The sequence below is a fragment of the Microcoleus sp. MON1_C1 genome (genome assembly GCF_036701945.1).
In the GTDB taxonomy this organism is placed as follows: domain Bacteria; phylum Cyanobacteriota; class Cyanobacteriia; order Cyanobacteriales; family Microcoleaceae; genus Microcoleus.
This window is the reverse complement of the sequence record NZ_JAUBRO010000007.1, coordinates 63,151-86,372: the sequence shown is the minus strand read 5'-3', so window position 1 is coordinate 86,372 and position 23,222 is coordinate 63,151. Positions and strand designations below refer to the sequence as shown.

The 23,222-nt window shown below is 46.9% G+C and carries 18 protein-coding genes; 5 read left to right on the top strand and 13 right to left on the bottom strand.

Annotated elements, in window-relative coordinates:
* Positions 1–30: 30 nt before the first annotated feature.
* The gene (locus QUA62_RS05860) at positions 31–4,161 is read right to left on the bottom strand and encodes an EAL domain-containing protein (RefSeq protein ID WP_333402973.1); all 4,131 of its coding nucleotides are present in this window, start codon (positions 4,159–4,161) and stop codon (positions 31–33) included.
* A 174-nt stretch (positions 4,162–4,335) separates the two neighbouring features.
* Positions 4,336–4,581 (bottom strand): hypothetical protein, encoded by a 246-nt coding sequence (locus QUA62_RS05855; protein ID WP_333402971.1) that lies wholly within the window; start codon positions 4,579–4,581, stop codon positions 4,336–4,338.
* 153 nt (positions 4,582–4,734) lie between these two features.
* Between QUA62_RS05855 and acnB the strand changes: the two genes are divergently transcribed.
* From acnB to QUA62_RS05835, 4 genes are all read left to right on the top strand, one after another.
* Positions 4,735–7,350 (top strand): bifunctional aconitate hydratase 2/2-methylisocitrate dehydratase, encoded by a 2,616-nt coding sequence (acnB, locus tag QUA62_RS05850; protein ID WP_333214264.1) that lies wholly within the window; start codon positions 4,735–4,737, stop codon positions 7,348–7,350.
* A gap of 159 nt (positions 7,351–7,509) precedes the next feature.
* Positions 7,510–7,866 carry a hypothetical protein gene (locus QUA62_RS05845; RefSeq protein ID WP_333402969.1) on the top strand — a complete coding sequence of 119 codons (357 nt, stop codon included), beginning with the start codon at positions 7,510–7,512 and terminating at the stop codon, positions 7,864–7,866.
* 9 nt (positions 7,867–7,875) lie between these two features.
* Entirely contained in the window at positions 7,876–8,331 is a 456-nt protein-coding gene (locus tag QUA62_RS05840; RefSeq protein WP_333402967.1) for a nucleic acid-binding protein, read from the top strand.
* A gap of 85 nt (positions 8,332–8,416) precedes the next feature.
* Entirely contained in the window at positions 8,417–8,797 is a 381-nt protein-coding gene (locus tag QUA62_RS05835; RefSeq protein WP_333165736.1) for a cupin domain-containing protein, read from the top strand.
* 275 nt (positions 8,798–9,072) lie between these two features.
* Here QUA62_RS05835 and QUA62_RS05830 read toward each other — a convergent pair whose 3' ends face one another.
* From QUA62_RS05830 to QUA62_RS05785, 10 genes are all read right to left on the bottom strand, one after another.
* The gene (locus QUA62_RS05830; RefSeq protein WP_190734477.1) at positions 9,073–9,732 is read right to left on the bottom strand and encodes a pentapeptide repeat-containing protein; all 660 of its coding nucleotides are present in this window, start codon (positions 9,730–9,732) and stop codon (positions 9,073–9,075) included.
* A 161-nt stretch (positions 9,733–9,893) separates the two neighbouring features.
* Positions 9,894–11,543, bottom strand: a complete 1,650-nt coding sequence (locus tag QUA62_RS05825) for an ABC transporter substrate-binding protein (protein WP_333402965.1) — start codon at positions 11,541–11,543, stop codon at positions 9,894–9,896.
* 59 nt (positions 11,544–11,602) lie between these two features.
* Positions 11,603–11,734, bottom strand: coding sequence for a hypothetical protein (locus QUA62_RS05820; RefSeq protein ID WP_333402963.1), 132 nt, complete (start codon positions 11,732–11,734; stop codon positions 11,603–11,605).
* Entirely contained in the window at positions 11,709–16,541 is a 4,833-nt protein-coding gene (locus QUA62_RS05815) for a PAS domain S-box protein (RefSeq protein WP_333402961.1), read from the bottom strand. Before QUA62_RS05815 ends, QUA62_RS05820 begins: the two co-directional genes overlap by 26 nt.
* A 42-nt stretch (positions 16,542–16,583) precedes the next feature.
* Positions 16,584–16,715, bottom strand: coding sequence for a hypothetical protein (locus tag QUA62_RS05810; protein WP_333402959.1), 132 nt, complete (start codon positions 16,713–16,715; stop codon positions 16,584–16,586).
* Positions 16,716–16,944: 229 nt separating this feature from the next.
* On the bottom strand, positions 16,945–17,175 hold the full coding sequence (locus tag QUA62_RS05805; RefSeq protein WP_333402957.1) for a hypothetical protein: 231 nt from the start codon (positions 17,173–17,175) through the stop codon (positions 16,945–16,947).
* 196 nt (positions 17,176–17,371) lie between these two features.
* Positions 17,372–18,847, bottom strand: coding sequence for an adenylate/guanylate cyclase domain-containing protein (locus QUA62_RS05800; RefSeq protein WP_333402955.1), 1,476 nt, complete (start codon positions 18,845–18,847; stop codon positions 17,372–17,374).
* Between the two features lie 70 nt (positions 18,848–18,917).
* Complete coding sequence (locus QUA62_RS05795; RefSeq protein ID WP_333402953.1) at positions 18,918–19,262, bottom strand: slr1659 superfamily regulator; 345 nt, start codon at positions 19,260–19,262, stop codon at positions 18,918–18,920.
* Positions 19,263–19,308: 46 nt separating this feature from the next.
* Positions 19,309–19,887, bottom strand: a complete 579-nt coding sequence (locus tag QUA62_RS05790; protein ID WP_333402951.1) for a DUF6272 family protein — start codon at positions 19,885–19,887, stop codon at positions 19,309–19,311.
* Positions 19,888–19,964: 77 nt separating this feature from the next.
* Complete coding sequence (locus QUA62_RS05785) at positions 19,965–21,941, bottom strand: PP2C family protein-serine/threonine phosphatase (protein WP_333402950.1); 1,977 nt, start codon at positions 21,939–21,941, stop codon at positions 19,965–19,967.
* 528 nt (positions 21,942–22,469) lie between these two features.
* Between QUA62_RS05785 and QUA62_RS05780 the strand changes: the two genes are divergently transcribed.
* Entirely contained in the window at positions 22,470–23,054 is a 585-nt protein-coding gene (locus tag QUA62_RS05780; protein ID WP_333402948.1) for a hypothetical protein, read from the top strand.
* On the opposite strand, the gene QUA62_RS05775 is transcribed toward QUA62_RS05780, so the two are convergent.
* The coding region (locus QUA62_RS05775; RefSeq protein WP_333402946.1) for a hypothetical protein at positions 23,043–23,222 on the bottom strand (180 nt) is incomplete at its 5' end. The genes QUA62_RS05780 and QUA62_RS05775 overlap by 12 nt on opposite strands.

The window sequence follows — 23,222 nt, the reverse complement described above, 5'->3', positions numbered from 1 at the left end:
TGACGCACTATTTACCAATCTGTACCTCACTCAGTCCATAATTGCTCTATTACCGAGATTTATCAGGATTTGTGTCACGGCAGAACTGTCCAAAGGTTTAGAAAACCAATATCCCTGAGCTAATTCGCAGTCGAGTTCTCGAAGCTGCGCTAACTGTTCGCCTGTCTCTACACCTTCGGCGATCGCATTCAATCCCAAATTGTGAGCCAAAGTTACGATCGCCCGCACAATCTGCAAAGGCTGACCCCCGTCGTCACCATTTTCGCCAGCCCCCAAGCGGCTCACAAAAGATCGATCGATCTTCAGTGTATCCAGCGGAAAACGGTGCAAGTAACTCAAAGACGAATAGCCAGTACCGAAATCGTCGATCGACAATCGAATATTTCTAGCTTTTAATTCGGCTAGCACAATATTGGCTTTCTTCACATTTTCCACGATCGCGCTTTCAGTAATCTCCAATTTTAAACAGCTCGGATTGCAGCCCGTTTCTGCTAAAATTTCATCGATTTCCTCGATTAAATTCGGCATACCTAACTGTTTAGGAGAGAGATTGACGCTCATTGTTAATTGCGAAGGAGCAATAATTGGTAATTTAAAATTCGGAATTGGTACCTGGGAAGTTGTACTGAACGTAGCCGAAGTATTGGTAATTGGGAATTGGGAATTGGTAATAGATGAGTGGAAATCGGTAATCGGGAATTGGTAACTGGGAAGTGGTAATTTTTTACCGATTCTTTCTTCCCTGTGACCAATACTGGGGCTAACCTCAGTAAAAGTTCCGTGTTCCTCATTCCCTGTATGTGTTACATCAGTTAAATCCCCTACATTGCCCGTTGCCATCTTCCCTGTTGTTACCCTGACCGAAGTCGAAGCGCCTTCTTCCTTTTTGTTACCCTGAGCGACTTGCCCTGAGTGAAGCCAAAGGGAGTCGAAGGGCCTTATTCCGACTTCCATTGGACTTCTTCTCTCTTGCTCCGTTAACATTTCTTGCCAAATCCGCAATTGCTGACAAGCTTCCCGCAACACCCAGGCTCCCAGAGGCACGATCAAACCTGTTTCTTCAGCTACAGGGATAAAAGTAGACGGCGGAACTAGACCGCGAACTGGGTGGTGCCAGCGCACTAAGGCCTCAAAACCTTCGAGCGCACCGCTGGCGATCGAAACAATCGGTTGGTAGTGCACAATAAAGTGCGAACATTGATCCTTGCTCTGTCCTAATTCCTCCTTCCCCAAAATAGCCAACCGCAGGTCAGTTTCTAACTGCAACAGCGACATAGTTTGGTCGTGCATCGCCAAATTAAAGACTTCGTGGCGGGCCTTACCCAAAGCTTTAGCGCGGTACATAGCGATGTCAGCATCGCGTAGGAATTCTTCCGGGTGAGTGTACGAATTTGATTCGCCACTGGCGGTGGCGTCGCCTCGACTGAAAACAATGCCAATGCTAGCCGTGGTAAATACTTCGTGCCCTTCAAGATGAAACGGCTTCGTCAGTTCTGTTTGTATCTTTTTAGCTGCGAGGGTGGCGTCGCTGAGGCTCTGAATGTGGTCTAGCAGGATGGTGAATTCGTCTCCCCCCAGCCGGGCGACGGTATCAGAAACCCGGACGCAGGTTTGCAGTCGCTGCGCGAGGGCAATTAGCAGTTTGTCTCCTAAAACGTGTCCTAAAGAATCATTAACTACTTTGAAGCGGTCTAAATCTAGGAAAAGTAAACCAAATTTGTAATCGGGGGACTGATGGGATCGGCGGATGGCTTGTCCTAGCCTGTCTAGGAACAAAAGGCGGTTGGGCAAACCTGTCAGCGCATCGTGAAAAGCGCCGTGCAGCAGTTCCCGTTCTACTCGCTTGCGCTCGGTGACATCTCGGATAATAATCTGGGCGGCGGTCAAGCCTTGATAAGTAGCGGGGATGCCGGCAACTTCAACGTCTATTATTTGTCCGTCGAACCGAATCAGTTTTTGTTCGGCAAGGTCGAGCGGCTGATTTTCTGTCTCGACTAGCCGAATGCGCTCTCTGGCTGTTTCCACATAGTTTGGATGGACGAAATGCAATACCGGAAAGCCGATTAGCGCCTCGGGAGAACTCGCACCGAGGAGTTTAGCGCCGGCAGCATTGATGTAGGCGATTTTCCCTTGGCTGTGAACTGCGATCGCTTCGGGAGATAGTTCTACTAAACGGCGATAGCGTTCTTCACTTTCTTTGAGAGATACTATCAACTCGCATCGCTCTTTTTCAGCTTGCTGGCGTTCGACTTCCATTTGGTGAACCGCCAGAATTTTGCCAATACTTTGAGCCATCAGTTCTATAATTTCTATCTCCTCGTACTGAAACTTTTTTTTCTTTATTTCTCTAGAGCTAAAACTCAAAGTGCCGTAAGTTTTGTTATTAACAAATATCGGCGTCCCGATGTAAGATTCCGAGGGGCATTTTTGATAAGCTGGATGTTGGCGCATCTCAGGCTCTGCTCCTATATGAGAATACGCAACTGTTTTGTTAAGTTGAATGACGGCAGCGCAGTAAGTATCGCTGAGGTTCAATTCACAGCCTCGCACTAAGTATTCTAAATCAGTTTTCGCTGCTCGTACAATAAAAGTCTCGCGGTCAACTTCAGCCATGATGCCCCTAGAAAGTCCAAACATCAAACAGCCTGCTGTTAGATAATCGTCAACCAGTTCTTCAAAGTTTTGATAATGATAAGTTGTAATCCGGTGCAAGTGTTTGAGATTAGCGCTAAAAGTTGCTAAAGCTTGAGAATTTAAAAATAATTCTTCTTCCGAGCGCTGGCGGTCGGTAATGTCTGTTTGTACTCCAATAAAGTGGGTTAAGTGTCGCCGCGAGTTGTAAACCGGAGCGATAGACAGTTCGTGCCAAAAAGGCGTGCCGTCTTTCCGAAAGTTGCGTAATATAACTTGAGATTCTCTGCCTTCTTCAATCGCAGTTCGCAATTGTTTGGCAGCGGGGCTGTCAGTGTCTGTGCCCTGCAAAAATCGGCAATTTTTGCCGATTAACTCGTCTCTGCGATAACCAGTAATCCGCTCAAAACTGGGATTGACATAAATAATCGGATTATCTGCAACGGTTGCGTCGGTGATTGCAATGCCGTTGCTGCAACTTTCGATCGCCCGTTCCATCATTTGTAAGCGCTCTTGCGATACAATGCGCTCGATCGCCGCAGCTAACAAGTTGGCGATGGCTTCTACAAAATAAACGTCATCTTGGCTGAAAACCCGCCTTTGGCTGGTATGAACCCCCAAAATGCCCCAGGCCTGCGAGGAGGAACTGTTCGTTGGTTCTGCTTGTCCCCAGTTGCTTCCCAGTTTTCGATTGCCGGGAATAATTACAGTAACGCCGCTGACAGCCCGGTGGTTGTGCAGTAGCGGCAACTCGCTAAAGCGCGTTTCCACCCGCAAGTCTTCGACGATTGTCGGTTCGCCCGCTAGCAATGTGTAACCTGCTTGCGATCGGGCAGAAGCGGCAACAGTAGCGCTGCCGACGAGGCCCTGCTGCCAGCCAACCCCCGCTCGCAGCAGAAAAGCATGACCAGAGGGCAACAGTTCTAACAACTGGCAATAATCAACGTCGAGGGTTTGAGCAATTAAAACCGCAGCTTTGTCCATCAGTGCAGACAAATCTGTTTCGGCCAGGGCCTGCTGCCCCAAGTAAGCGACGGCCGCTTGCTGGCGGGCCCGCGAGTGGATTGACGTGAGCAATTCCTGCTCTTTCGCGGCCGCTCGTTTCCGAGCGGTAATGTCGCTGAACACCGACAGAACAGCTTTCCCCGACACCAATGTCAGATACCGCATCGATACACTTGCCCAAAACAGCGTGCCGTCAGCTTTTTTAAGCCGGACTTCTGTCTCGCAGACGTGTTCGTTGCGGGCGAGCCGCAACAGCAATTCCTGGCGATCTGCAGGTTTGTGGTAGAGTATTTCGGCTTTTTGGCCGTCGATCGACTTGAAGGCTGTGAACCCGAAAGCCTGACGGCATAAATCGTTACTATAAAGAATTGTGCTGTCCGCCAGACTGCTGACGATCAGTGGCATTGGCATCGAGTGAGCGATCGTCAGCAGTAATTCTTTGGTTCCTTGCAGCTCTTGGTACAAGTCTGGCTTAGAGGCCCAGCCGTGACAGTTTTCAGACTTTTCAGGGATAAAACTTTCCATTGTTTAATCGATCCATTAGCAGGACAACTTTTTTAAACTTGTGGTAAATGACGATTTCCGATGCAGAGCATTGGTAACAACTGAAGGACTTAATTTCATTTGTCAATCAGTAAGATTACTCAAAAAAACTGCTTTTCTAGGAGTAGAAAATTCGCGATTTGGGAGTGGGTGAGCCTAAATATGGCACTCGGCATGATTCCTCGATCGCGCCAATCTGAGTTTTGTACCCACAATCCGAGTAAATTCTGAGCATAATTGCTCACTGACAAATGCTTCCCTAGCTTTAGCTGTTAGGGATGGATGCAGAGGACGATCGATCGTAGCCCACAACACATTAATCTTAACCACAACAATGCAACAGACGGCCTCTACACTGCTCGCCTGGAGTGCGATCTCGTACACTCCGAATGGAGAACACATCTATCTTTGGTATGACAATCTACAGTTTTTAAAGTTGCGTTAAGTTTTTATAAGAGCGAGGTACTTTACTCAATGTGCAGCGGAAGCTCCTAATCTAAAAAGTAAAGTCACCTGCTTGCCAACCACCGAATACTATCCGAGGAGAGAGGAGAAATGCTTGAATCTTACCGCCGTACCGCTGCCGAACGGGCCGCTTTGGGAATTCCACCGCTGCCGCTGGACGCCCAGCAAACGTCGGAACTGTGTGAACTGCTGAAAAATCCGCCGGCTGGAGAAGAAGAAACCTTAATAGAATTATTGCGCGATCGCGTCCCGCCCGGAGTAGACAGCGCCGCCTACGTCAAAGCTGGTTTTCTAACTGGCATTGCTAAAGGTGAAATCCACAGCCCCCTAATTGCTCCCAAATGGGCAGTTTACCTGCTGGGGACAATGATGGGCGGTTACAACGTCCAATCTTTAATCGATTTGCTCAACCCCACTGCCGAGGTCGCCATTCCCGCCACCGCAGCCCGGGCACTGAGCAAAACCTTGTTAGTATTCGACGCTTTCCACGACGTTATAGCTTTGTCGGATACAAATCCCTACGCCAAGCAGGTAGTCGATTCTTGGGCGGATGCCGAGTGGTTTACGGGTCGTCCTGTGTTGCCAGAAGCGATTACCGTTACAGTCTTCAAAGTTCCTGGAGAAACGAATACTGACGACTTGTCGCCAGCACCTCATGCTACCACGCGGCCCGATATTCCCCTGCACGCTTTGGCGATGCTGGAAAGTAAGATGCCTGGGGGTTTGCAAACCATTGCAGAATTGAAGCAAAAAGGCCATCCGGTAGCCTATGTTGGTGATGTTGTCGGTACCGGTTCGTCGCGGAAATCAGCGATTAATTCCGTGCTGTGGCACATTGGCAATGATATTCCGTTTGTGCCCAACAAGCGCAGTGGCGGTTATATTCTGGGAAGTGCGATCGCCCCGATTTTCTTCAATACCGCTGAAGATTCCGGTGCATTGCCGATCGAATGTGATGTCTCCCAAATGGAAACAGGAATGGTAATTACCATCCATCCCTACAAAGGCGAAATCACTAACGAAGCCGGAGAAATTATCTCCACCTTCACTCTCAAACCCGACACAATTCTAGACGAAGTTCGCGCCGGCGGTCGAATTCCGCTATTAATTGGACGCACTTTAACCGACAAAACCCGCGCAGCTTTAGGACTAGAACCCAGCACTATTTTTACCCGCCCTACAATCCCAGTAGATACGGGCAAAGGCTTCACTTTAGCACAAAAAATGGTAGGCAAAGCTTGCGGTTTGTCCGGCGTTCGTCCCGGTACATCTTGCGAACCAGCCATGACAACAGTCGGCTCGCAAGATACCACCGGGCCGATGACTCGGGACGAATTGAAAGAACTTGCTTGTTTGGGATTTAGCGCCGATTTGGTAATTCAAAGTTTCTGCCACACCGCCGCTTATCCGAAACCAGTTGATGTCAAAACTCACCATGAATTACCCGATTTCATTTCACAGCGTGGCGGCATAGCTTTGCGCCCCGGAGACGGCATTATTCACTCCTGGCTGAATCGAATGTTATTGCCGGATACAGTGGGAACCGGCGGCGATTCTCACACTCGTTTTCCTTTGGGAATTTCCTTTCCTGCGGGCTCGGGATTGGTGGCCTTTGCTGCCGCCTTGGGCGTTATGCCTTTGGATATGCCGGAATCGGTTTTAGTGCGGTTTAAAGGTGAATTGCAGCCGGGAGTAACGCTCAGGGATGTTGTGAATGCTATTCCCTATGTAGCAATTCAAAAAGGTTTGCTAACCGTCGAGAAACAGAATAAGAAAAACATCTTTTCTGGGCGGATTATGGAGATTGAAGGTTTGCCGAATTTGAAGGTGGAGCAGGCTTTTGAATTGACCGATGCGACGGCCGAGCGTTCTTGCGCTGGATGCACGATTAAACTGAGCGTGGAGACTGTTTCCGAGTACATTCGTTCCAATGTCGCGCTGCTCAAAAACATGGTGGCGCGGGGCTATCAAGATGCGCGGACGATGATGCGCCGGGTAGCGAAGATGGAGGAATGGCTGGCAAATCCGGTACTGCTGGAGGCTGATGCTGATGCGGAATACGTTGAAATCATCGAAATCGATTTGAACGAGATTAAAGAGCCAATTGTGGCTGCCCCCAATGACCCGGATAATGTTAAGTTGTTGAGTGAGGTTGCGGGCGATCGCGTTGACGAAGTATTTGTCGGTTCTTGCATGACAAATATCGGTCACTACCGCGCCACTGCGAAGGTGTTGGAAGGTGCAGGGGAAGTGAAAACTCGCCTGTGGATTTGTCCGCCCACTCGCATGGACGAACAGCAACTCAAAGAAGAAGGTTTCTACAGCATTTTTGGAGCCGCTGGAGCTCGCACAGAAATGCCCGGTTGCAGTCTTTGTATGGGCAATCAAGCCCGGGTTAAAGATGCGACAACGGTTTTTTCCACTTCTACTCGCAACTTTAACAACCGCATGGGCAAAGATGCACAAGTTTATCTCGGTTCAGCGGAATTGGCGGCCGTTTGTTCGCTGTTAGGTCGCATTCCTACAGTCGAAGAATACAATGACATTGTGTCGAAGAGAATCGATCCTTTTGCTGGCGATTTGTATCGGTATTTGAATTTCGATCAAATTGCTGGTTTTGAGGATGAAGGGCGAGTGATTGCTTTGGAAGATATGCCTCGCATTGAGGATATTTTGGGGATTCCCGATGGTGTGTTGAGCAAGTAAAAAGTGTGGCGGGCCCTAGCCCGCCCTTTGTTTATAATAGGAGTAAGGGTTCACGCCTGCATCTCTAATTCACGTCCACGATATTGATCGACCCGCCCCCCTCCCCTTTTAGTAAATCAATTGAACTTCATATAAATCTGAGAAAGGAGAAAAGTGATTATGCCTGAGCAAGCTTTAATCAGCGAAAGCCAAGCGACAGCAACTTCAGCGTCAGAAACTCGCATAGGCGAAGAAATTGTAGATTTTTTGCGGGAGATTCAGCAAACTCCGAGAGAATATTGGCCAAACTTACTTCAGATGATTCGGCTATTTCGCGAAACAGTAGAAATGAAGCCAGGAACCCCCGATACTTCGATAAAAGCTACAGACGAAATTAAGACCATCGATCCCCTACAGCAGCACGAAGCTCTGAGCAAATTGCTACAGTCTTGGGTTGACGATGGAGATGAACAGGAGCAAACAGAAACCGCTGAAGTTCTCCGCAAGGCACTAGAAGAAAATCCCGTGCATATATAAGAGCATTCCATGAGCAGAATAGTGTTCTTAGATTCTGGGCCGTTAGGAATTGTTACCAATCCCAAAGCCACCTCTCCTTTATATCAAGAGGGCAAACTTTGGCTGCAATCTTTGCCCATGAAAGGTTACATTGTAATGATCCCTGAAATTGCTGACTATGAGGTGAGGCGCGAATTAATTCGTGCAGGTAAGGCGGCAGGCATTAGACGACTTGATGAACTTAAATCGCAACTTCCCTACCGTCCTTTGACTACAGAGGTAATGCTTTTAGCCGCTCAGTTGTGGGCTGATTCGAGAAGGAGAGGAAGACCAACAGCCGAACCTAATGCACTTGACGGAGATGTGATTTTGGCGGCTCAAGCAATATTGGAGGCCAGTGAAGGCAATGAGGTGTTAATTGCGACAACAAATGTGGGGCATTTGTCACAATTTGTTGATGCTCGCGAGTGGCGACTAATTCAGTAATCTTTAAATCGATCGCACTTACCTAATCCCTGCTATACTTTCAACTACAGATATTTTTGCAGACACCGTTAGCGAGATAAACAGCATGGTGGAAACAGTGGACACAATCGAAAAAATTGACGATCGCACACAAACCCGCTACTGGGGTCAAGTTACAGTTATAGACGCGGGCGATCGTTATAAGATCAATCGCATTGAAGTCAAGCCGGGGCATCACATCAGCACCCAAATGCACTATCACCGCAGCGAACACTGGGTTGTCGTCTCCGGTACCGCTAAAGTTATCTGCGACGACAAAGAGACGATTCTCATGCAGAAACAGTCAACCTATGTTCCCATGAATACTGCTCACCGCGTAGAAAATCCAGGCGTTATACCCCTGGTGATGATTGAAATCCAAAATGGTGAATACCTCGGCGATGATGACATTATCCGCTTCGCCCAAGATAGTCACGAGGAAGATTGATCCTAGATCCAAATATGAAGCAATCCCAGACGCTAGGGAAAAGCTTCGCACACCGAACAATGATCGAAAGCATCCAGGATACAAGCCCCCGGATTAATACGTGGGGTCAATGCTTCAATCTAAAATCTAAAATCTAAAATCGATTGACCTACCCAGCGATCGGAAACAAGATAAATCCTACAATTAAAACTGTAGGGGCAATTTCAGAATTGCCCCTACGTTGTTATATTAAGTTTCTTAAGGACTAGAATTTGATATAGCAATTGGCGATCGTCCTACGGCAAAGAAGCGTTTTTCAAATCTACATTTGCCATATTGGCATTCTTTAAATTAGCACCTGTCAAGTCCGAACCGTTCAAATTTGCACCGTTCAAATTTGCATTGGTCAAATTTGCATCCCGCAAGTTGACTCCCTGTACGTCCATTCCCGACAAACTACCACCTCTGAGGCTGACATTCGCTAAATTCGCTACAGACTGGCGAGCATTTCTCAGGTTTGCACCCGCCAAATTGGCGCTTTCTAAATTAGCGCCGATTAAATTAGCGCTGGTGAGGTTGGTATTTTTCAAACTCGCAATCACTAAACCCGCCATACTTAGATTAGCACGGCTCAAATCCGCACCCTCCAAATTAGCCCCGTGCATTTTAGCCGCAATTAAACTCGCACCTTGCAATTTAGCTTGTTTCAGATTGGCTTCGTTCAGTTTGGCTTCGTCCAAATTTGCACCGTTCAAATTTGCACCTCTGAGATTCGCACCGCTCAAATCTGCCCCGCTCAGATTCATACCAGCAAGTTGCGCTCCCGTCAAGTCACATTGGCTACATTTTTTAGTTTCTAATAGTTGCTTGACGTGGGATACGTTTTCTGCCTTTACTCCCGAGGTCCAGCCCATCGCAATCAGCAGCCCTGTTGTTGTTAAAATTCCAAGTTTCATATACCCACCCTCAGCAAAATCTCTCTTTTAATAATATCCCACATTATTAAAGAGGTTAGGGTGATCAGTCTCTTTGAGAAACTGTGACAATCATCACCCTGTTGTGCACAAATTATGCAATAATTATTGACGTTTCAACTCCCCCAAATTATTGTAACGAATTATTGCTTCTTCAGGAACCAAAAAGGAAAAGATTGCGTCGGTTCGAGACGAACCCCAGCGATGCTGTTCTGAGCAAATGTATAGTCCTTATCCTGCCAAAGAGGGATGAAAGGTACATCTTTACCCAGTATGTCTTGAATTTCGGCAAATATGCCTTTGCGGGTTTCAGGGTTTGTTTCTTTGCGCTGCTGGTCGATCAGTTGATTTACCCGATCGCTATAATAAAACGAACCCTGACTTTGACTGGCACCCTTGGAACAGCCCCCAGCCTCCGAACCTGTGGCACAATCTAAAAACGGCTGAATGTAATTGTCAGCGTCAAAAAAGTCGGCGGACCAATCCACTAAAACCGCAGGATAAATTCCCTTCTCTATGTTTTGAAACAAAGTCGGAGATTCAACGCTGTTAATTTCTACCTGCATTATCCCGTCCATTTTGAGTTTAGTTTGCGCCTCGATCGTACTGGCGACTAAAGCTCTTTTTCTGGAAGCCGAAGCATACCAAATTGGCAGAACAAAAGGATTTGTAGCCGAGTATCCCGCTTTCGTTAAAAGTTCCTTAGCTTTTGCGGTGTTGGCGTCGCCGTACAGTTCTTTGAAAACTGGTTTTTGAACGTCCAAGGTTGTGGGAATCAGACTGTAAAGCGGTTGTGCTTGTCCCTGCAGTACGCGCTCGTTAATCAGGGGGCGATCCATCACTGATGCGATCGCTTGTCTCACTTCTAACTTATCCAGCGGTTTAGACTGCATATTCAGCGTCATGTAATTAACCGTACTGCTTTCCCCCGCGATTTCCTGCCATTTACCTTTTTTTGCTCCCTCGTCCAAGCTGCGAACTTGGTCTGCATCCAGAGACAAATAAGCCACATCGACTGCACCAGTCTGAAAAGTATTGAACAAATTTGACGAACTAGAAAGCAGCAAAATGTCAATTCCTTGATTAACCGGCTTTTCCCCCCAATACTTGTCAAACACGTCAAACTTGAGAGAATCGCTGCCGTACTTCGCCAGCTTGTAACGTCCAGTTCCCACAAAGGTATCGGGTTTAAATTTACCCTGCCCAATCTCGTAAGCTTTTGGAGAAACGGCACACATACCGGAAAATGTCAACAGGGAAGGAAAAGCAGCAAAAGGCTTTTTGAGTTGAAAAGTTAATTCGTATTCGCCCGTCGCTTTCACCGATTCCACTGCATCGCTCAACAACAAAGCCGGACTGCCGCCATTTTGGATAAACCGCTGCAAGGAAAATTCCATTGCTGCGGCGTTAAACGGTGTGTCGTCGTGAAAAATAACTCCTTGACGCAAGGGGATTGTATATGTCAATCCGTCTTGGCTAACTTTTGGCATTGCTGTCGCTAAGTGGGGGATTAACTTTGTAGTTCCCGACTCGTAGGTGTAGAGAGTGTCGCCCAAATTTCGCAGCAATTGTCCTGATAAGGTTTCGTAACCGTCTGCAGGGTCGATCGTCCGCAATTTCAAGGTTGTGCCAATAGTAACGCGGTTATTAGCATTTTCGCCGCTCGCAGTCACCGATCTACGTGGTCCCTGTCCGCAACTTGCAGTTAAAAAGCAGCACAGAAAGAACAGAGCTATTGCTTTAATCACTGAAGGTTTTATACGTATTCTAGGCTGCTGCTTGTTAATTCCCATCGTCTTTTTTTGACACTCCAAATTATTGATTATATTATCAGGACTTACGCACTGTTAGACTAGAAACCGGATTTATTTGTAGATTCTCCTGCAATACAAATATCGCTGCCTAACCACAGCAACTTAAAAGCTTGGTGATGTTCGATCGGTTTGAGATCCTTCAGATCAATTTTTATAGCTGGCTGGCTCATGAGTATTCTTGCTAAGAAGTGCGGCGATCGTCTTAATTAATTCATCCGGTGCGATCGGCTTTGCCAGATGTCGGTGAAATCCAGCTTGCAAAGCTTGCTGTTTATTAAACTCGCCCGCATAGGCAGTCAGGGCGATCGCGGGAATCAGCCCACCCCGTTCTGGCGGTAAGGCTCGCACTTGCCGCAACAGCATATAGCCATCCATCCCCGGCATTCCAATGTCGCTCAACAGGACATCTGGCTGGAAATTAGTCAACGCTGTGACGGCTTCTTGAGGGACAGCAACAGTCAGTACCTCTGCACCTGCATCTTCTAGCAAAAAGGAAATCAAGTCTCGCATATCCGGCTCATCATCTACAACCAGTATCCGCATCCCGGATAACGGTTCATCTGCAGTCGATCGTTCCGAAAGTCCTGCAAGAGAGTTTTCTTGTCCCTTTACCTTCCCTGATAGGGGCAGTCTTACGGTAAAGGTAGCTCCTAGCCCTTCACCCGGGCTATCTGCGACAACGGTGCCGCCGTGCAGTTCGACTAGATGGCGCACGATCGCCAGCCCCAATCCCAAGCCACCAAAATTGCGGGTTGTGGCGCCATCTTTTTGCCGGAAGTAGTCAAACACGTAGGGTAAAAACTCCCGCGCGATGCCAATCCCTGTATCCGCCACCGTAATTTGAGCGTGATTGCCAACACGAGTCAAATTCACCTCAACGCGCCCTCCGGCTGAGGTGAATTTGACCGCATTAGAAACAAGATTCCAAACAATCTGCTGCAAACGGCCCGAATCCCCCAAAATCTGTCCCACCTGAGGATCTAACACAGTCCGAATATCAATGGATTTGGCAACTGAAGCCAAATTGACGGTTTCGATCGCCGATTCCACCGTTAAAGCTAAATCGACTGGACGCATATTAAGACTGAGCTTGCCTTGAAGAATTTTCGAGACATCGAGCAAATCTTCAATCAGTTCACTTTGCAGCCTGGCGTTGCGTTCGATCGTCGCTAACGCCTGTGCCGTTTTCGCCGCATCCAGCTTGCCAGTTTGCAGCAGCTTTGACCAGCCCAGGATGGGATTGAGGGGCGATCGCAATTCATGGGATAGTACCGCTAAAAACTCATCCTTGATCCGATTTGCCTGTTTTAGCTGTTCCGCTTGCTGCTGGAGTGAATCGTTCAGGCTTGCCCGTTCCAGAGCGATCGCAATTTGGTCACAGGTCGAGCGCAGCAGCTCGATTTCTGCAGGCGTGAAGTGCGTCCGAGTCCGACTGGCAAATGAGAGCGTTCCTAATAACCGCCCTTGAGCGATTAACGGTTGACCCGCGTAAGCCGTGATGCCCATTTCAAAGAGGGCTTTAGCATTTGGATGAGTGGAAATTTGGGCTTGATTCAAGATTAGTTGCTGCTGCGTTTGGGCAACGACTCCACAGAGATATTCACCTAATTCGATCCATGCGATCGCCTGCACCCTTTCTTCAGAGAGGCCGTCGTAGTTTCTCAAATGCAGCATCAGGCGGTTGTCTTTTTCTTCCACCATGAAGTTGTAGTAACAGTGCAGATCGAGTTGCACTGAAAGTTTGCGGAATAGCGTGTCCATCAAAGCCAGAGGCTGTTGTGTCTTCAACAGATCGCGGGTAGTTTCATAAAGCAATTGCAGTCGCTCACTTGCTTGCCGTTGTGCGGTCTTGTCCTGCATGATTTTGACAAATCCCTGCGGACAATCGGCTTCATTAAGCAGGGGCATCATCAATCCACTGGCCCAAAAGCGATTCCCATCTTTGCGGACGTGCCAGCGTTCGTCTTCGGCCCGTCCTTGCAGTAGAGCCGTTTGCCTCTCGCACTCGGCTTGTCCTTGTTCGTTATCTTCGGGCGTGAAGATCATCCGAATCGAGCAACCAAGTGCTTCTGTCTCGGTATAGCCCAACAACCTTTCTGCCCCTGAGTTCCAACTGGCAATAATGCCGTTAAGGTCGAGGGTGAAGATGGCATAATCTTTGGCGCTTTCAAAGATCAGACGGAGGCGGGATTCACTCTGGCGCAGGGCTTCCTCAGCTTGCTTGTGGTCTTCAATATCAACACAAGAGCCTATGTACCCTAAGAACTCACCTTCCAATCCGTAGCGAGGAACAGCTTCATCCATAACCCAACGGTATATGCCATCAAAGCGTTTCAAGCGATATTCCATCTTGAACGGTTGACGGGCATCAAAGGCAGTCACATAAGTGCCTAAACATCGATCGAGGTCGTCGGGGTGGACTCCTTGTGCCCAACCATTGTCCTTTTCTTGCTCGATCGTCCGTCCCGTAAAGTTTAGCCACGGGAGGTTGAAGTAATTACAGAGTTTATCGGTGCCAGCCATCCAAATCATCACAGGGGCAGCATCTGCCATCAGCCGGAACCTTTCCTCACTCTCCCGTAGTGTGGCTTCGGCTTGTTTGCGAGCGGTGATATCGTTGACCAGTGCTGCAAACCCTTCAACTTTTCCCTGGCTATTGAAGCGGGGAACATAGGTTGCATTGACATAACGGGTTACACCATCTTTGTAGGGAATTTGGGTTTCAAAGGTCACTTCCTCTCCTGCCAAGACTTGCTCAACATAAGGACGAATCCCTTCATAGGCAGTTTCGCCTAAAACCTCTCGGAGGTGCTTGCCATAGATTTCCGCGGCCGGATGTCCAAACCATTCTTCATATGCTCGATTGTTGAAGCGGTAGCATTGGTCTGAGTCTACAAAGGTGATCAAGGCAGGCACGGCATTGGTAACTAAACGAAGTTCTGCTTCTCGTTGTTGCAATACCTCCTCGGCAAGTTTTCGATCGGTAACATTTCGGCAATAAATGGTAATCCCGTTCGCTGCAGGGTAGGTGCGAGCGTCATACCACCGATCGTGGTCGGGATAAAACGCCGTGACTGATAAAGCCACGCGCTCGTTGGCCACGCGCCGATAAACCCGCTCAAACTCGCTGCCACCGAGTCCTGGGAATTCTTCCCACAAATTCTTCCCAATCAGATCGCCCGAAGTGCGGTCTAGCAGAAGTTCCGCTGACCGATTCAGGTAAGTGAAACGCCAATTCTCATCCAGGGAAAAGAACCCATCATCAATGCTTTCCAGAATGTTCCGACTCTGCTCTTCGCTTTGACGCAACGCTTCTTCGGCTTGTTTGCGATCGCTGATGTCGAGCAATACGCCCCGCGTCGAAATTATGATTCCCTCAGCGTTGTAGGCGCAATCGCCCTTTGCCAAAATCCAACGAACGGTGCCATCTGCCCACAGCGTCCGATATTCTATTTCAGTATGCGCTTGATTCGCTTTTAGCTCAGTGAGTACGGTGTGAACGAATGGGCGATCGTCGTGATGCACGGCTTCTAAAAACACCTGCACCGACATTGCCTTATCCACGGGTAAACCAAACATCGCTTTGGCTCTATCCGTACAACTCAGCGTGTCTGTTTCTATATCCCAATACCACAAACCCAAATTTCCGCCTTCGGAAGCCAGTCGGAGCTGTTCTTCGCTCTCACGCAACGCCTGGAACGATCGATCGCGCTCGAAGGCGATGCTGGCAACTTGCGTGCCGAACTCGGCGAGTTTATATTCCCAATCCGTCGGCCTCCGCGTCTCGCTAAAGCAAAGCATCAGCGACCCCATAGCTACATTGTCCTGCCCGATCACGGGCTGAGAATGACACCCTAGAATGCCATGAGCCACGCATAAATTTCGCCATGCTTGCGACCAGCGATCGTCGTTGGCAATGTCGGCGCAGGTCACGGGCTGACCGCAATACACTGCTTCGCCGCAGGTTCCAATGCACAAATCGTTAATCGGAGCATCCTTGAGTCCTTCACCAAAAGACGGTGGAAAGTCTGGACTAATGGAAGCGTTAAACGTCAGTCGCCGAGCGTCGGCTAGCAGGAAGCAGGCGCGGGTACCCGGATTTAGCCTGGATACTGAGCCACACACGGCTGCCAGACAGTCGTCTAGTGGCTGTCCGAATGCGATCGACTCCAGCAGTCGTTTCTGCTCGATTAGGATGAGTTCCGCCTGTTTGCGATCGGTGATGTCAGCAAGCAAAACGGTCAGTCCACTGGGCGAAGGGTAAATTCGATGGTCGTGCCAACCATTCCAAGGAGAGTAGAGATAATCAAACTGGAGCGGCTTTTGTTCGCGCATTGCCCGATGAAACTGCACATAAGCATCGGTGTCAACGGCAGCGGGAAATAGCTCCCAAACGTTCTGACCCAGAATCGCTGACCGCGGCATTCCAACCATTTCACAGTAGCGATCGTTGGCATAGGTGTAGCGCCAATCGCGATCGAGGATGTAAAACCCATCGTTGATGCTAGAAAGTACCGTTTCTAGCTGTTCTTTTGCCTCAGTCACCGCAGCTTGTGCTGCTTCGCCCTGCACCCGTTGTTCTAGTTCCATTGCCTGCTGTAAATTTTGCAAGGCTGCTTTCGCGTTTTTTATAGCAGTGCGCCACGATAGATTGAGTGAAGCGATCAATCCTGCCGCGATCGAAAACATACCCAACCGAACTATTGTCTGTAGATTAGCGCTCTGTAACGAATAGAACGGCTCAATAAAAAAATAGTTGATTGCCAGCGTGGATAAAATTGTTGCCAGCAACCCGGCCCCGAAACTGCCATACCAGGTACTCACTATCACCGCGATGAAAAACAGGGGCGTCGTGGTTGGGTAGATCCACGGTAAAAGCGATCGCGTTAGCCCCAGTGCCAGAGCCACAGAGAAGGTCGCCACCCCATAGGGAAATAGTCGAACTCTGAAAATGCTGTTGATTCCCTCTAAACTCACCCTTTGTACTCCTTATCCGAAAAATATCTTCCTCGCTGCGCCTTACTGCAACGCTTCGCGAATGCAGTAAGGCGAATTACCTAACTCATCCAGCAAGATGTAAAGTTGCTTGAGTGCCCAGCGAGAAGGGGTAGCGTGTCCGTTTTCCCAACAATTAATCGTGGGAATGGTCATCCCTCATTCATCCGCCAACTTTTTCTGAGACAGCTTCAGCGCTTGCCCCAGTTCTCGCCCCCAATTATCGATCGCTGGTCGTTCCGCCCTCAGCCGTTCTATTTTTTTGAGAGGCCTCAGAATTAACAGGTATAAAGCTTTTTATATTTTACACCTTTGACAGATTCCGGAGCTCAGTCATCACTCTCCCGATATATTTTAGTTGTAGTGGCTTGAAAATATAAACGCTTCACCTTAAAAACCCGGAGTATCTTAATTTTTCTAAAAACACTTCTTCTGCCTCCTGCCTCAAAACTCCAATTTCTAGCTTGGCTGCAAAAGTGAGATACTCCCTAAAAACCAGTGTGGTATCGGGGACGATCCGGATTTTCTTGAAAGTCTCTGGGTTGTGCCTAAAAGCTCGATTGTTAATGCTGTTGTGGCTGATTTTAAACACGGGACAGGCTTCTGTTTTCTTCATCCCAGAAAGCTCTCCGGGCTTGGATGACTTTGTGACTTACCTGTCGCACAGAATCTCTTCTGGATTCTGGCTCGTGAATCCTGAATTATTGTGCGGTAAGCAGCTCAAAATTTTAGATCAAACTTCTATCTCCCAGATTCATCTGTGGAGTAAATCTAAAATCTAAAATTAAAAATCTAAAATCGAGTAACTTGCTTTAAATTCCTTTGAGGAGCGATCGCCAATCCCGACAGCGTTTCAGGTAAATGCGAGCTACCCGATCGCTCGGATTTGTCCGCAAACATTCTTCAAACAATTTCCCCGCTTCTCGGAAATCCTTGCGATCGCACAGTAACATAGCTTCATTATATACAGGCAAATTTGCTAGCTTGGCCGACAGAATTTCCGGCGGATCTGCATCAAATACCTCATAGACTACGACATATTGAGATTTTCCTTTTACCTGTACTTTATCCACAATCCTAATAGCATAATCGTTCGGATTTCGCAACCGTTCCAAAGTCTGCTGAGAAATTAACAGAGGTACGCCGTAATCTTTGGTCAATCCTTCAATGCGAGATGCTAGATTAACAGCATCGCTAATCACAGTGCTGTCCATTCGGCTTTTACCCCCGACTGTCCCCAGCATCAAAGAACCCGAATTGATGCCAATTCCAATTTGAATTGGGATGTAGCCGACGCCTTGACGGTATTCGTTGTAATTTTTTAGGAGAGTTAGCATTGCAATACCCGCTTTCACTGCATCATCTGCAAAGTCACTAAACAAAGCCATAATTGCATCGCCGATGTATTTGTCAATAAACCCGTTATTGCTAGTAATGGCAGGCTCCATCCGCGAAAGATAAGCATTGATAAATTTAAAATTTTGTTGGGGAGTCATAGTTTCTGAAAGCGTCGTGAAATCGCGAATATCCGAAAATAGCACCGACATTTCCTGCTGCACTTGGTCGCCTAAATTGACATCTATAATACTTTCATATCCCAACAAATTTAAAAATTGGTGAGGCACAAATCTACCGTAGGCATCCGTTAACTCTGATTCGGCATCCAGGGATTTTTCTAAATTTTGATTAAGGTCAAATAGTTTCTTAATAAATAAATGGCGATCGGCTTCAGCTTCTTTGCGTTCCGTAACATCTTGAAAAACTGCGATCGCAAAAGCAACTTTGCCACCCTCGTCAAAAATTGGCGTTCCCCAAATCTCAAGGGGAACTTTCTTGTGGGGTTGATGAATTTCCAGATCCTCAGCCGTCGCGTTTTCGCCCCTCAAAGCTCGGACGATCGGCAACTTCTCGAAAGGGTAAATAGTGTCAGTTCCCGCCATATAAATTTGATAACTTTCTGACAAATCCTCAACTGCATTTAATGGCAAAACTCCTTGACCGAGTAACTGCTGTCCGGCCTGATTTACGTAGTAAGGTCTGCCTTGAGAATCCAGCACGAGCACACCTATGGGAATCGCTTCGAGAAATTGAGCCAGCTTGACTTCGCCTTCGCGCACCGCCTCGAATGCACGAGATCGCAACTCAGTTTCAACCGTATCGGAATGTTCAGCAGTAGTTTCCAGCAAGATTTCCAGATCCGCTTTTTCCTCCTTCAAGTCTTCCACTTGCTGGCGCAATCTTTCAATCTCTAAAAGTAGCTGTTCTCTAGATGGTTGTTCTTCCAGCATAACTCGAGAATTGGCGCCTCGACTAACAAAAAATTGCTCAACAGCTCGCACCCTAAAAGTAATCGTGTTTCTAGAAAAAATCCAACTCCAAACCAGGCATTAGGCGCTGGAAATTCTTCAAAGATTTACCGTGCCAAGCTATGCTTTGAGAACCTTGTACCGCCATTTGCACCCTGGCTGTTTTCCGAACCTCGATAATAAACTTCGATAGCATATTGATGCCAGAACTGTTCAAAAATTCTAACTGCTGCAAATTTAGGGTAATTTTCATCGGTTCCACGTCGGCAACCTTCGCCAGCAACTCCGCTATCGGCGTGTACTCTGCAGGCCCGCTCAGCCTTAGAGATCCAAGAAAACTCACGGTTGCCGTTGCTGGATCGTAACAGATTTGGTAATCTCGTGTATTAATTTCCATAGCCACAAAAAAAAGTCCCTTAGATATTATCGATCGCCAGCGTTGCTTATACTGTTAATTGCACCATAGTTGTCACCGCAATTACTTCCGGATCTTGGTGCACGGTCTGGAATTTCCAGCCAAGTTTGGCGGTATAATCGGTGAGCATGGTCAACAAACCCAATCCAGAATTGGTACAGCTTTCGTCAGCAGCATTTTTTTCCAGCCGCTGAAGGTAAAGTTCGCTTGGCTCCGAAGACAGCAACTGCTGAATATAAGCCTGAAACTTGTCCACAGCTTGCGGAGAGATGCTGTTAGCAACTGAGAAAATCACACCGTCGCTCTCTAATTGCAGTTTAATATCGATCGGGTACTCCGAGGTTTCATCATTAAACTTCATGGCATTTTCCAATAACTCGTTAGCAATGTAGCTAACAGCGCTTTTTATTTCAGCTTGTCTTTCAATTGTCGAGGGCTCGTCTTCGTTGCGCGGAAAAAAAGTCGTCAGGTAGTCAGCCAGAAAATCCGCCGACAAACCGTTGTTCCGCCACCGCTGCTTGAGAGGAACCGAACTCGGAGAAAATCCAATTATTAAGTATTCTTGACTAGCGGGCTGCTCGATGAAATTGCCGAAAATCTGGGTCATATCGATGTGAGAGCTAAAGTTTGAGATCAGTGGGATCACTGAATATATTTTAAACTTTATAAGAGATATCCAAGTAGTTATTTTTGTTTGAGTACCAGCAATGTGATGTCATCAAAAACTTTTTGTTCGCCGATGTGCGATCGCACGTCGTTAATTACAGCCTGCCTGATTTCGGCAGCCGAACGCTGCGAATTAATCTCTATTACCTTAATTAACCGCTCTAAACCATAAAGCAGTTTATCCATATTTTTAGCTTCCGTAATCCCGTCAGTGTACAGCACTACCACATCTCCTGAATACAACTGCACAATTGTTTCAGCAACAAATTCAGCAATATCTGCATCCAGTCCGATCGGGAAACCCAAATCGATCGTATCAAACCGCTCTACACAACCGTTCGACCGCACTACAATCATTTCTTCGTGCTGGCCGCTCAACTTCAGCATTCCCTGCTGATAGTCGAGCAAGGCAAGGGTAGCGTTTCTGTCGCATTTCATCCGCTGGATGTTATCGTAAATTACACTGTTAATAGCGCTTAAAAATTTAACCGGGTCTGATTCATTGTAAGCGAGCAAAGTTCGGACTGCCGTTTGAACCATAATCATTACAACGCCGCTCTCCAATCCATGTCCCGTCACGTCGCCAATGCCAATTTTCACTCTACCTTTGTGCTGGAGTACGTCGTAATAGTCGCCGCCTACTTCATCGGCAGCTTCCATAAATCCCGCAATATCTAAGCCCGTAACTTCCTTGAGTTCTCGGTCTTTCGGCAGCAGCATCTGCTGAATCTTGCGAGTAACGTCTAGTTCTGCGCTCATTCGGAGATTGTCAGCTTTTAAGCGATCGTTGAGAACAGTAATTTCTTGATTAGCAGCAACTAAGGCATCGGCAATTTTGTTAAACGCAGCCACAACTTGCCCCAGTTCATCTCTGTTATCCAAAATAATTTTGTGATCGACATTGCCGCTTGCCATCTTTTTTGAGGCTTCGTCTAGGACAAATACAGTTTGCATAACGCTTCTGTAAAAAGCTACAAATAAATAAATAACTATTAGTAAGGTTATTAACACCAAAACCGAAATAAGAATTTTTTTTGTAATAAAACTCTCAATACGTTTGTGCAGTAAGAAGTCTAATTCATTAGAAGTTTCGTCCCATAGTTCAAAACTCGAATCCAGAACTCTATCGCTTCCATCAAGATAGGCATAATATTCCACTACGGCTGTGGGATTAATCAGTTTATCTAGTTGCGCCGTTAGGAGATCTACTACCGAGTTAAATTTTGTCAATTTATCGCTTAATTTCGATCGCAGATTCCCGTGACGATTATTGCTAAATCCTACCTCCATATTGATTGCTAAATCCTGATTAAGTTCTTTCAATTTGCCAGCCAAAGTAATCAGCTTTGCTCTTTTTTCAGGTTTGACATAGGAAACCAAACTATTTTTTTGAGAAATTAGTCTAATTTCTGATAAAATTTTTTGCATTTCTGGAATCTTCAGCAAAGTAGCATCCATCAAATAATAGGTATCTAAATCAGGGTCTAATATGAGATTGGAGATATCGCCGACGTGAGCGCTCAATCTATTAATATCTTCTGTTAAACCTTGACATACAAAATCGTAAGTTTCTCTACTCCACTGGCTGCGACGAAGTTTAAATTTTTGCCAATTGTGATAGATTTTATTAAAATACTCGCTAGAAACTAATTCTTTTCCTAACTGACGGTCTGTATATAGCAGGGATTGAAAGTTCGCGTCAATCTTGGCTTCTAAATCTGCTATCGTATCTTCTTGCGCGCTTAAATTTGTATTTAAAGGCTGATAATTTAACAGTTGAAGTTTAGGTATGTATTGCCTCAAATGGCGAAGCGGGCGCAGGTATTCATTACCGTAGATTTCTTTTTGGGCAAAATCAACCCTGCTATTAATTTCGGAAATCAGCAGGTACATGACTAAGGTTAACGGTATTGCAAATAGAAAACCGATTAGGGTAAATTTTTGAGGATAGCTCAACCGATTCATTAAATGGATTCCCAGGGATTTTCTACTCATAATCGATAGGTTTCAAAAAAATTGAACTAAAAAACTAGCGTTTGCTACTAAAGTATTTCCCGGGACTATCGCTCTAAAAAACAATAATGCTAATACAATTAATCAGCGATAGCTAGCTTAGTTTATAATGCGTTTCCGTCCTGTTGCAACAAGTTTTGTGGCATCCCTTTCATCTCGGCGGCTCAGCTCGCCTACCGCAGTCTCAAACACCTTTAGCAGTTTTGGAACGATGAAAAGTCATTCGTACTGAGATTGTGGGACACAATTAGAGGATTTTAAGAATATTTACTTAAGCATAAATTTTTCTTAATACCCCGAGACAAAAAGTAAAAATTAAGTGATAACTGGGTAGTGCAAGTTTCCTGAAACACAACTGCCGGCCGCGAGTAGGAAATACTTGGGCCGCACCAGCAGTCAAGTTAGTTCTCCACAAAGGAACTAGCAGCATCAGCAAAAGTGCCTAAATAAGTATCTGCAGTTGAGTGTTCAGGAGCGATCGCGCATTGTGTAAAGTGAGGCAGAGGGCGTATGATGAAAAGAATCTCCACCAATAAATTTCCCCAGAATAAAAACCGAGACCAAAAGCAGCCCAATCCTGTAATCTTGGCTTTGGTGCTGACAGGAATTCTGGTATGGGAAATGTATCCGGCGCTAAGACACACCGCTGCGGCGAACGCGGGCGCTCTTAAAGATTCCCTTGCCCAGTTGGAAAAGCAACAGCAACAAACCGCGCAGCAATTTTCCTCAGCAGCGCTGCCCCCAAAAATCAGCTATTCGGTATTGGCACTTAATACTCTAATTTCCGAACCGGGCAATTTGGCCGAGGCTACACGCCAAAATCCCCCGAACAAATTGCCCGCAACCGTAGCAGCAGCAGTTCGCCGAGAGTTGTCGGACTCCACTGGCATTGCTGCTGACAAGTTGAAAGTAACTGAATCGAGCGGACAAAGTTGGCCGAATACTTGTTTAGGACTCTCGAAAGCAGATGAAATGTGCGGTCAAATGATTGTCGAAGGTTGGCGGGTTGTGGTTTCTGATGGTAGGCAAACTTGGGTTTACCGTACTAATGCTAGGGGAAATATCTTGCGTTTGGAAAAAAAGTCAGCTAGGTAAATGTACCCCTGTAAAATGAAATATAAGTTTCATTTTGGGACAGGCTTTTGGGCCTGTTCCACAAAGAGTGAATTTTCTGGTGGGAAGTTTGTTGTGGGCTTCTGGGAACAGGCAAGATGCCTGTTCCACAAAGAGTGAATTTTCTTGTTGGAAGTGTCTTGTGGGGTG

What these genes read in the sequence shown, in the direction of transcription:
- QUA62_RS05860 (WP_333402973.1), bottom strand. Translation starts at nt 4,161, where the DNA reads ATGGAAAGTTTTATCCCTGAAAAGTCTGAAAACTGTCACGGCTGGGCC.
- QUA62_RS05855 (WP_333402971.1), bottom strand. Translation starts at nt 4,581, where the DNA reads ATGTGTTCTCCATTCGGAGTGTACGAGATCGCACTCCAGGCGAGCAGT.
- acnB (WP_333214264.1), top strand. Translation starts at nt 4,735, where the DNA reads ATGCTTGAATCTTACCGCCGTACCGCTGCCGAACGGGCCGCTTTGGGA.
- QUA62_RS05845 (WP_333402969.1), top strand. Translation starts at nt 7,510, where the DNA reads ATGCCTGAGCAAGCTTTAATCAGCGAAAGCCAAGCGACAGCAACTTCA.
- QUA62_RS05840 (WP_333402967.1), top strand. Translation starts at nt 7,876, where the DNA reads ATGAGCAGAATAGTGTTCTTAGATTCTGGGCCGTTAGGAATTGTTACC.
- QUA62_RS05835 (WP_333165736.1), top strand. Translation starts at nt 8,417, where the DNA reads ATGGTGGAAACAGTGGACACAATCGAAAAAATTGACGATCGCACACAA.
- QUA62_RS05830 (WP_190734477.1), bottom strand. Translation starts at nt 9,732, where the DNA reads ATGAAACTTGGAATTTTAACAACAACAGGGCTGCTGATTGCGATGGGC.
- QUA62_RS05825 (WP_333402965.1), bottom strand. Translation starts at nt 11,543, where the DNA reads ATGGGAATTAACAAGCAGCAGCCTAGAATACGTATAAAACCTTCAGTG.
- QUA62_RS05820 (WP_333402963.1), bottom strand. Translation starts at nt 11,734, where the DNA reads ATGAGCCAGCCAGCTATAAAAATTGATCTGAAGGATCTCAAACCGATC.
- QUA62_RS05810 (WP_333402959.1), bottom strand. Translation starts at nt 16,715, where the DNA reads ATGACCATTCCCACGATTAATTGTTGGGAAAACGGACACGCTACCCCT.
- QUA62_RS05805 (WP_333402957.1), bottom strand. Translation starts at nt 17,175, where the DNA reads ATGAAGAAAACAGAAGCCTGTCCCGTGTTTAAAATCAGCCACAACAGC.
- QUA62_RS05800 (WP_333402955.1), bottom strand. Translation starts at nt 18,847, where the DNA reads ATGCTGGAAGAACAACCATCTAGAGAACAGCTACTTTTAGAGATTGAA.
- QUA62_RS05795 (WP_333402953.1), bottom strand. Translation starts at nt 19,262, where the DNA reads ATGGAAATTAATACACGAGATTACCAAATCTGTTACGATCCAGCAACG.
- QUA62_RS05790 (WP_333402951.1), bottom strand. Translation starts at nt 19,887, where the DNA reads ATGACCCAGATTTTCGGCAATTTCATCGAGCAGCCCGCTAGTCAAGAA.
- QUA62_RS05785 (WP_333402950.1), bottom strand. Translation starts at nt 21,941, where the DNA reads ATGAGTAGAAAATCCCTGGGAATCCATTTAATGAATCGGTTGAGCTAT.
- QUA62_RS05780 (WP_333402948.1), top strand. Translation starts at nt 22,470, where the DNA reads ATGATGAAAAGAATCTCCACCAATAAATTTCCCCAGAATAAAAACCGA.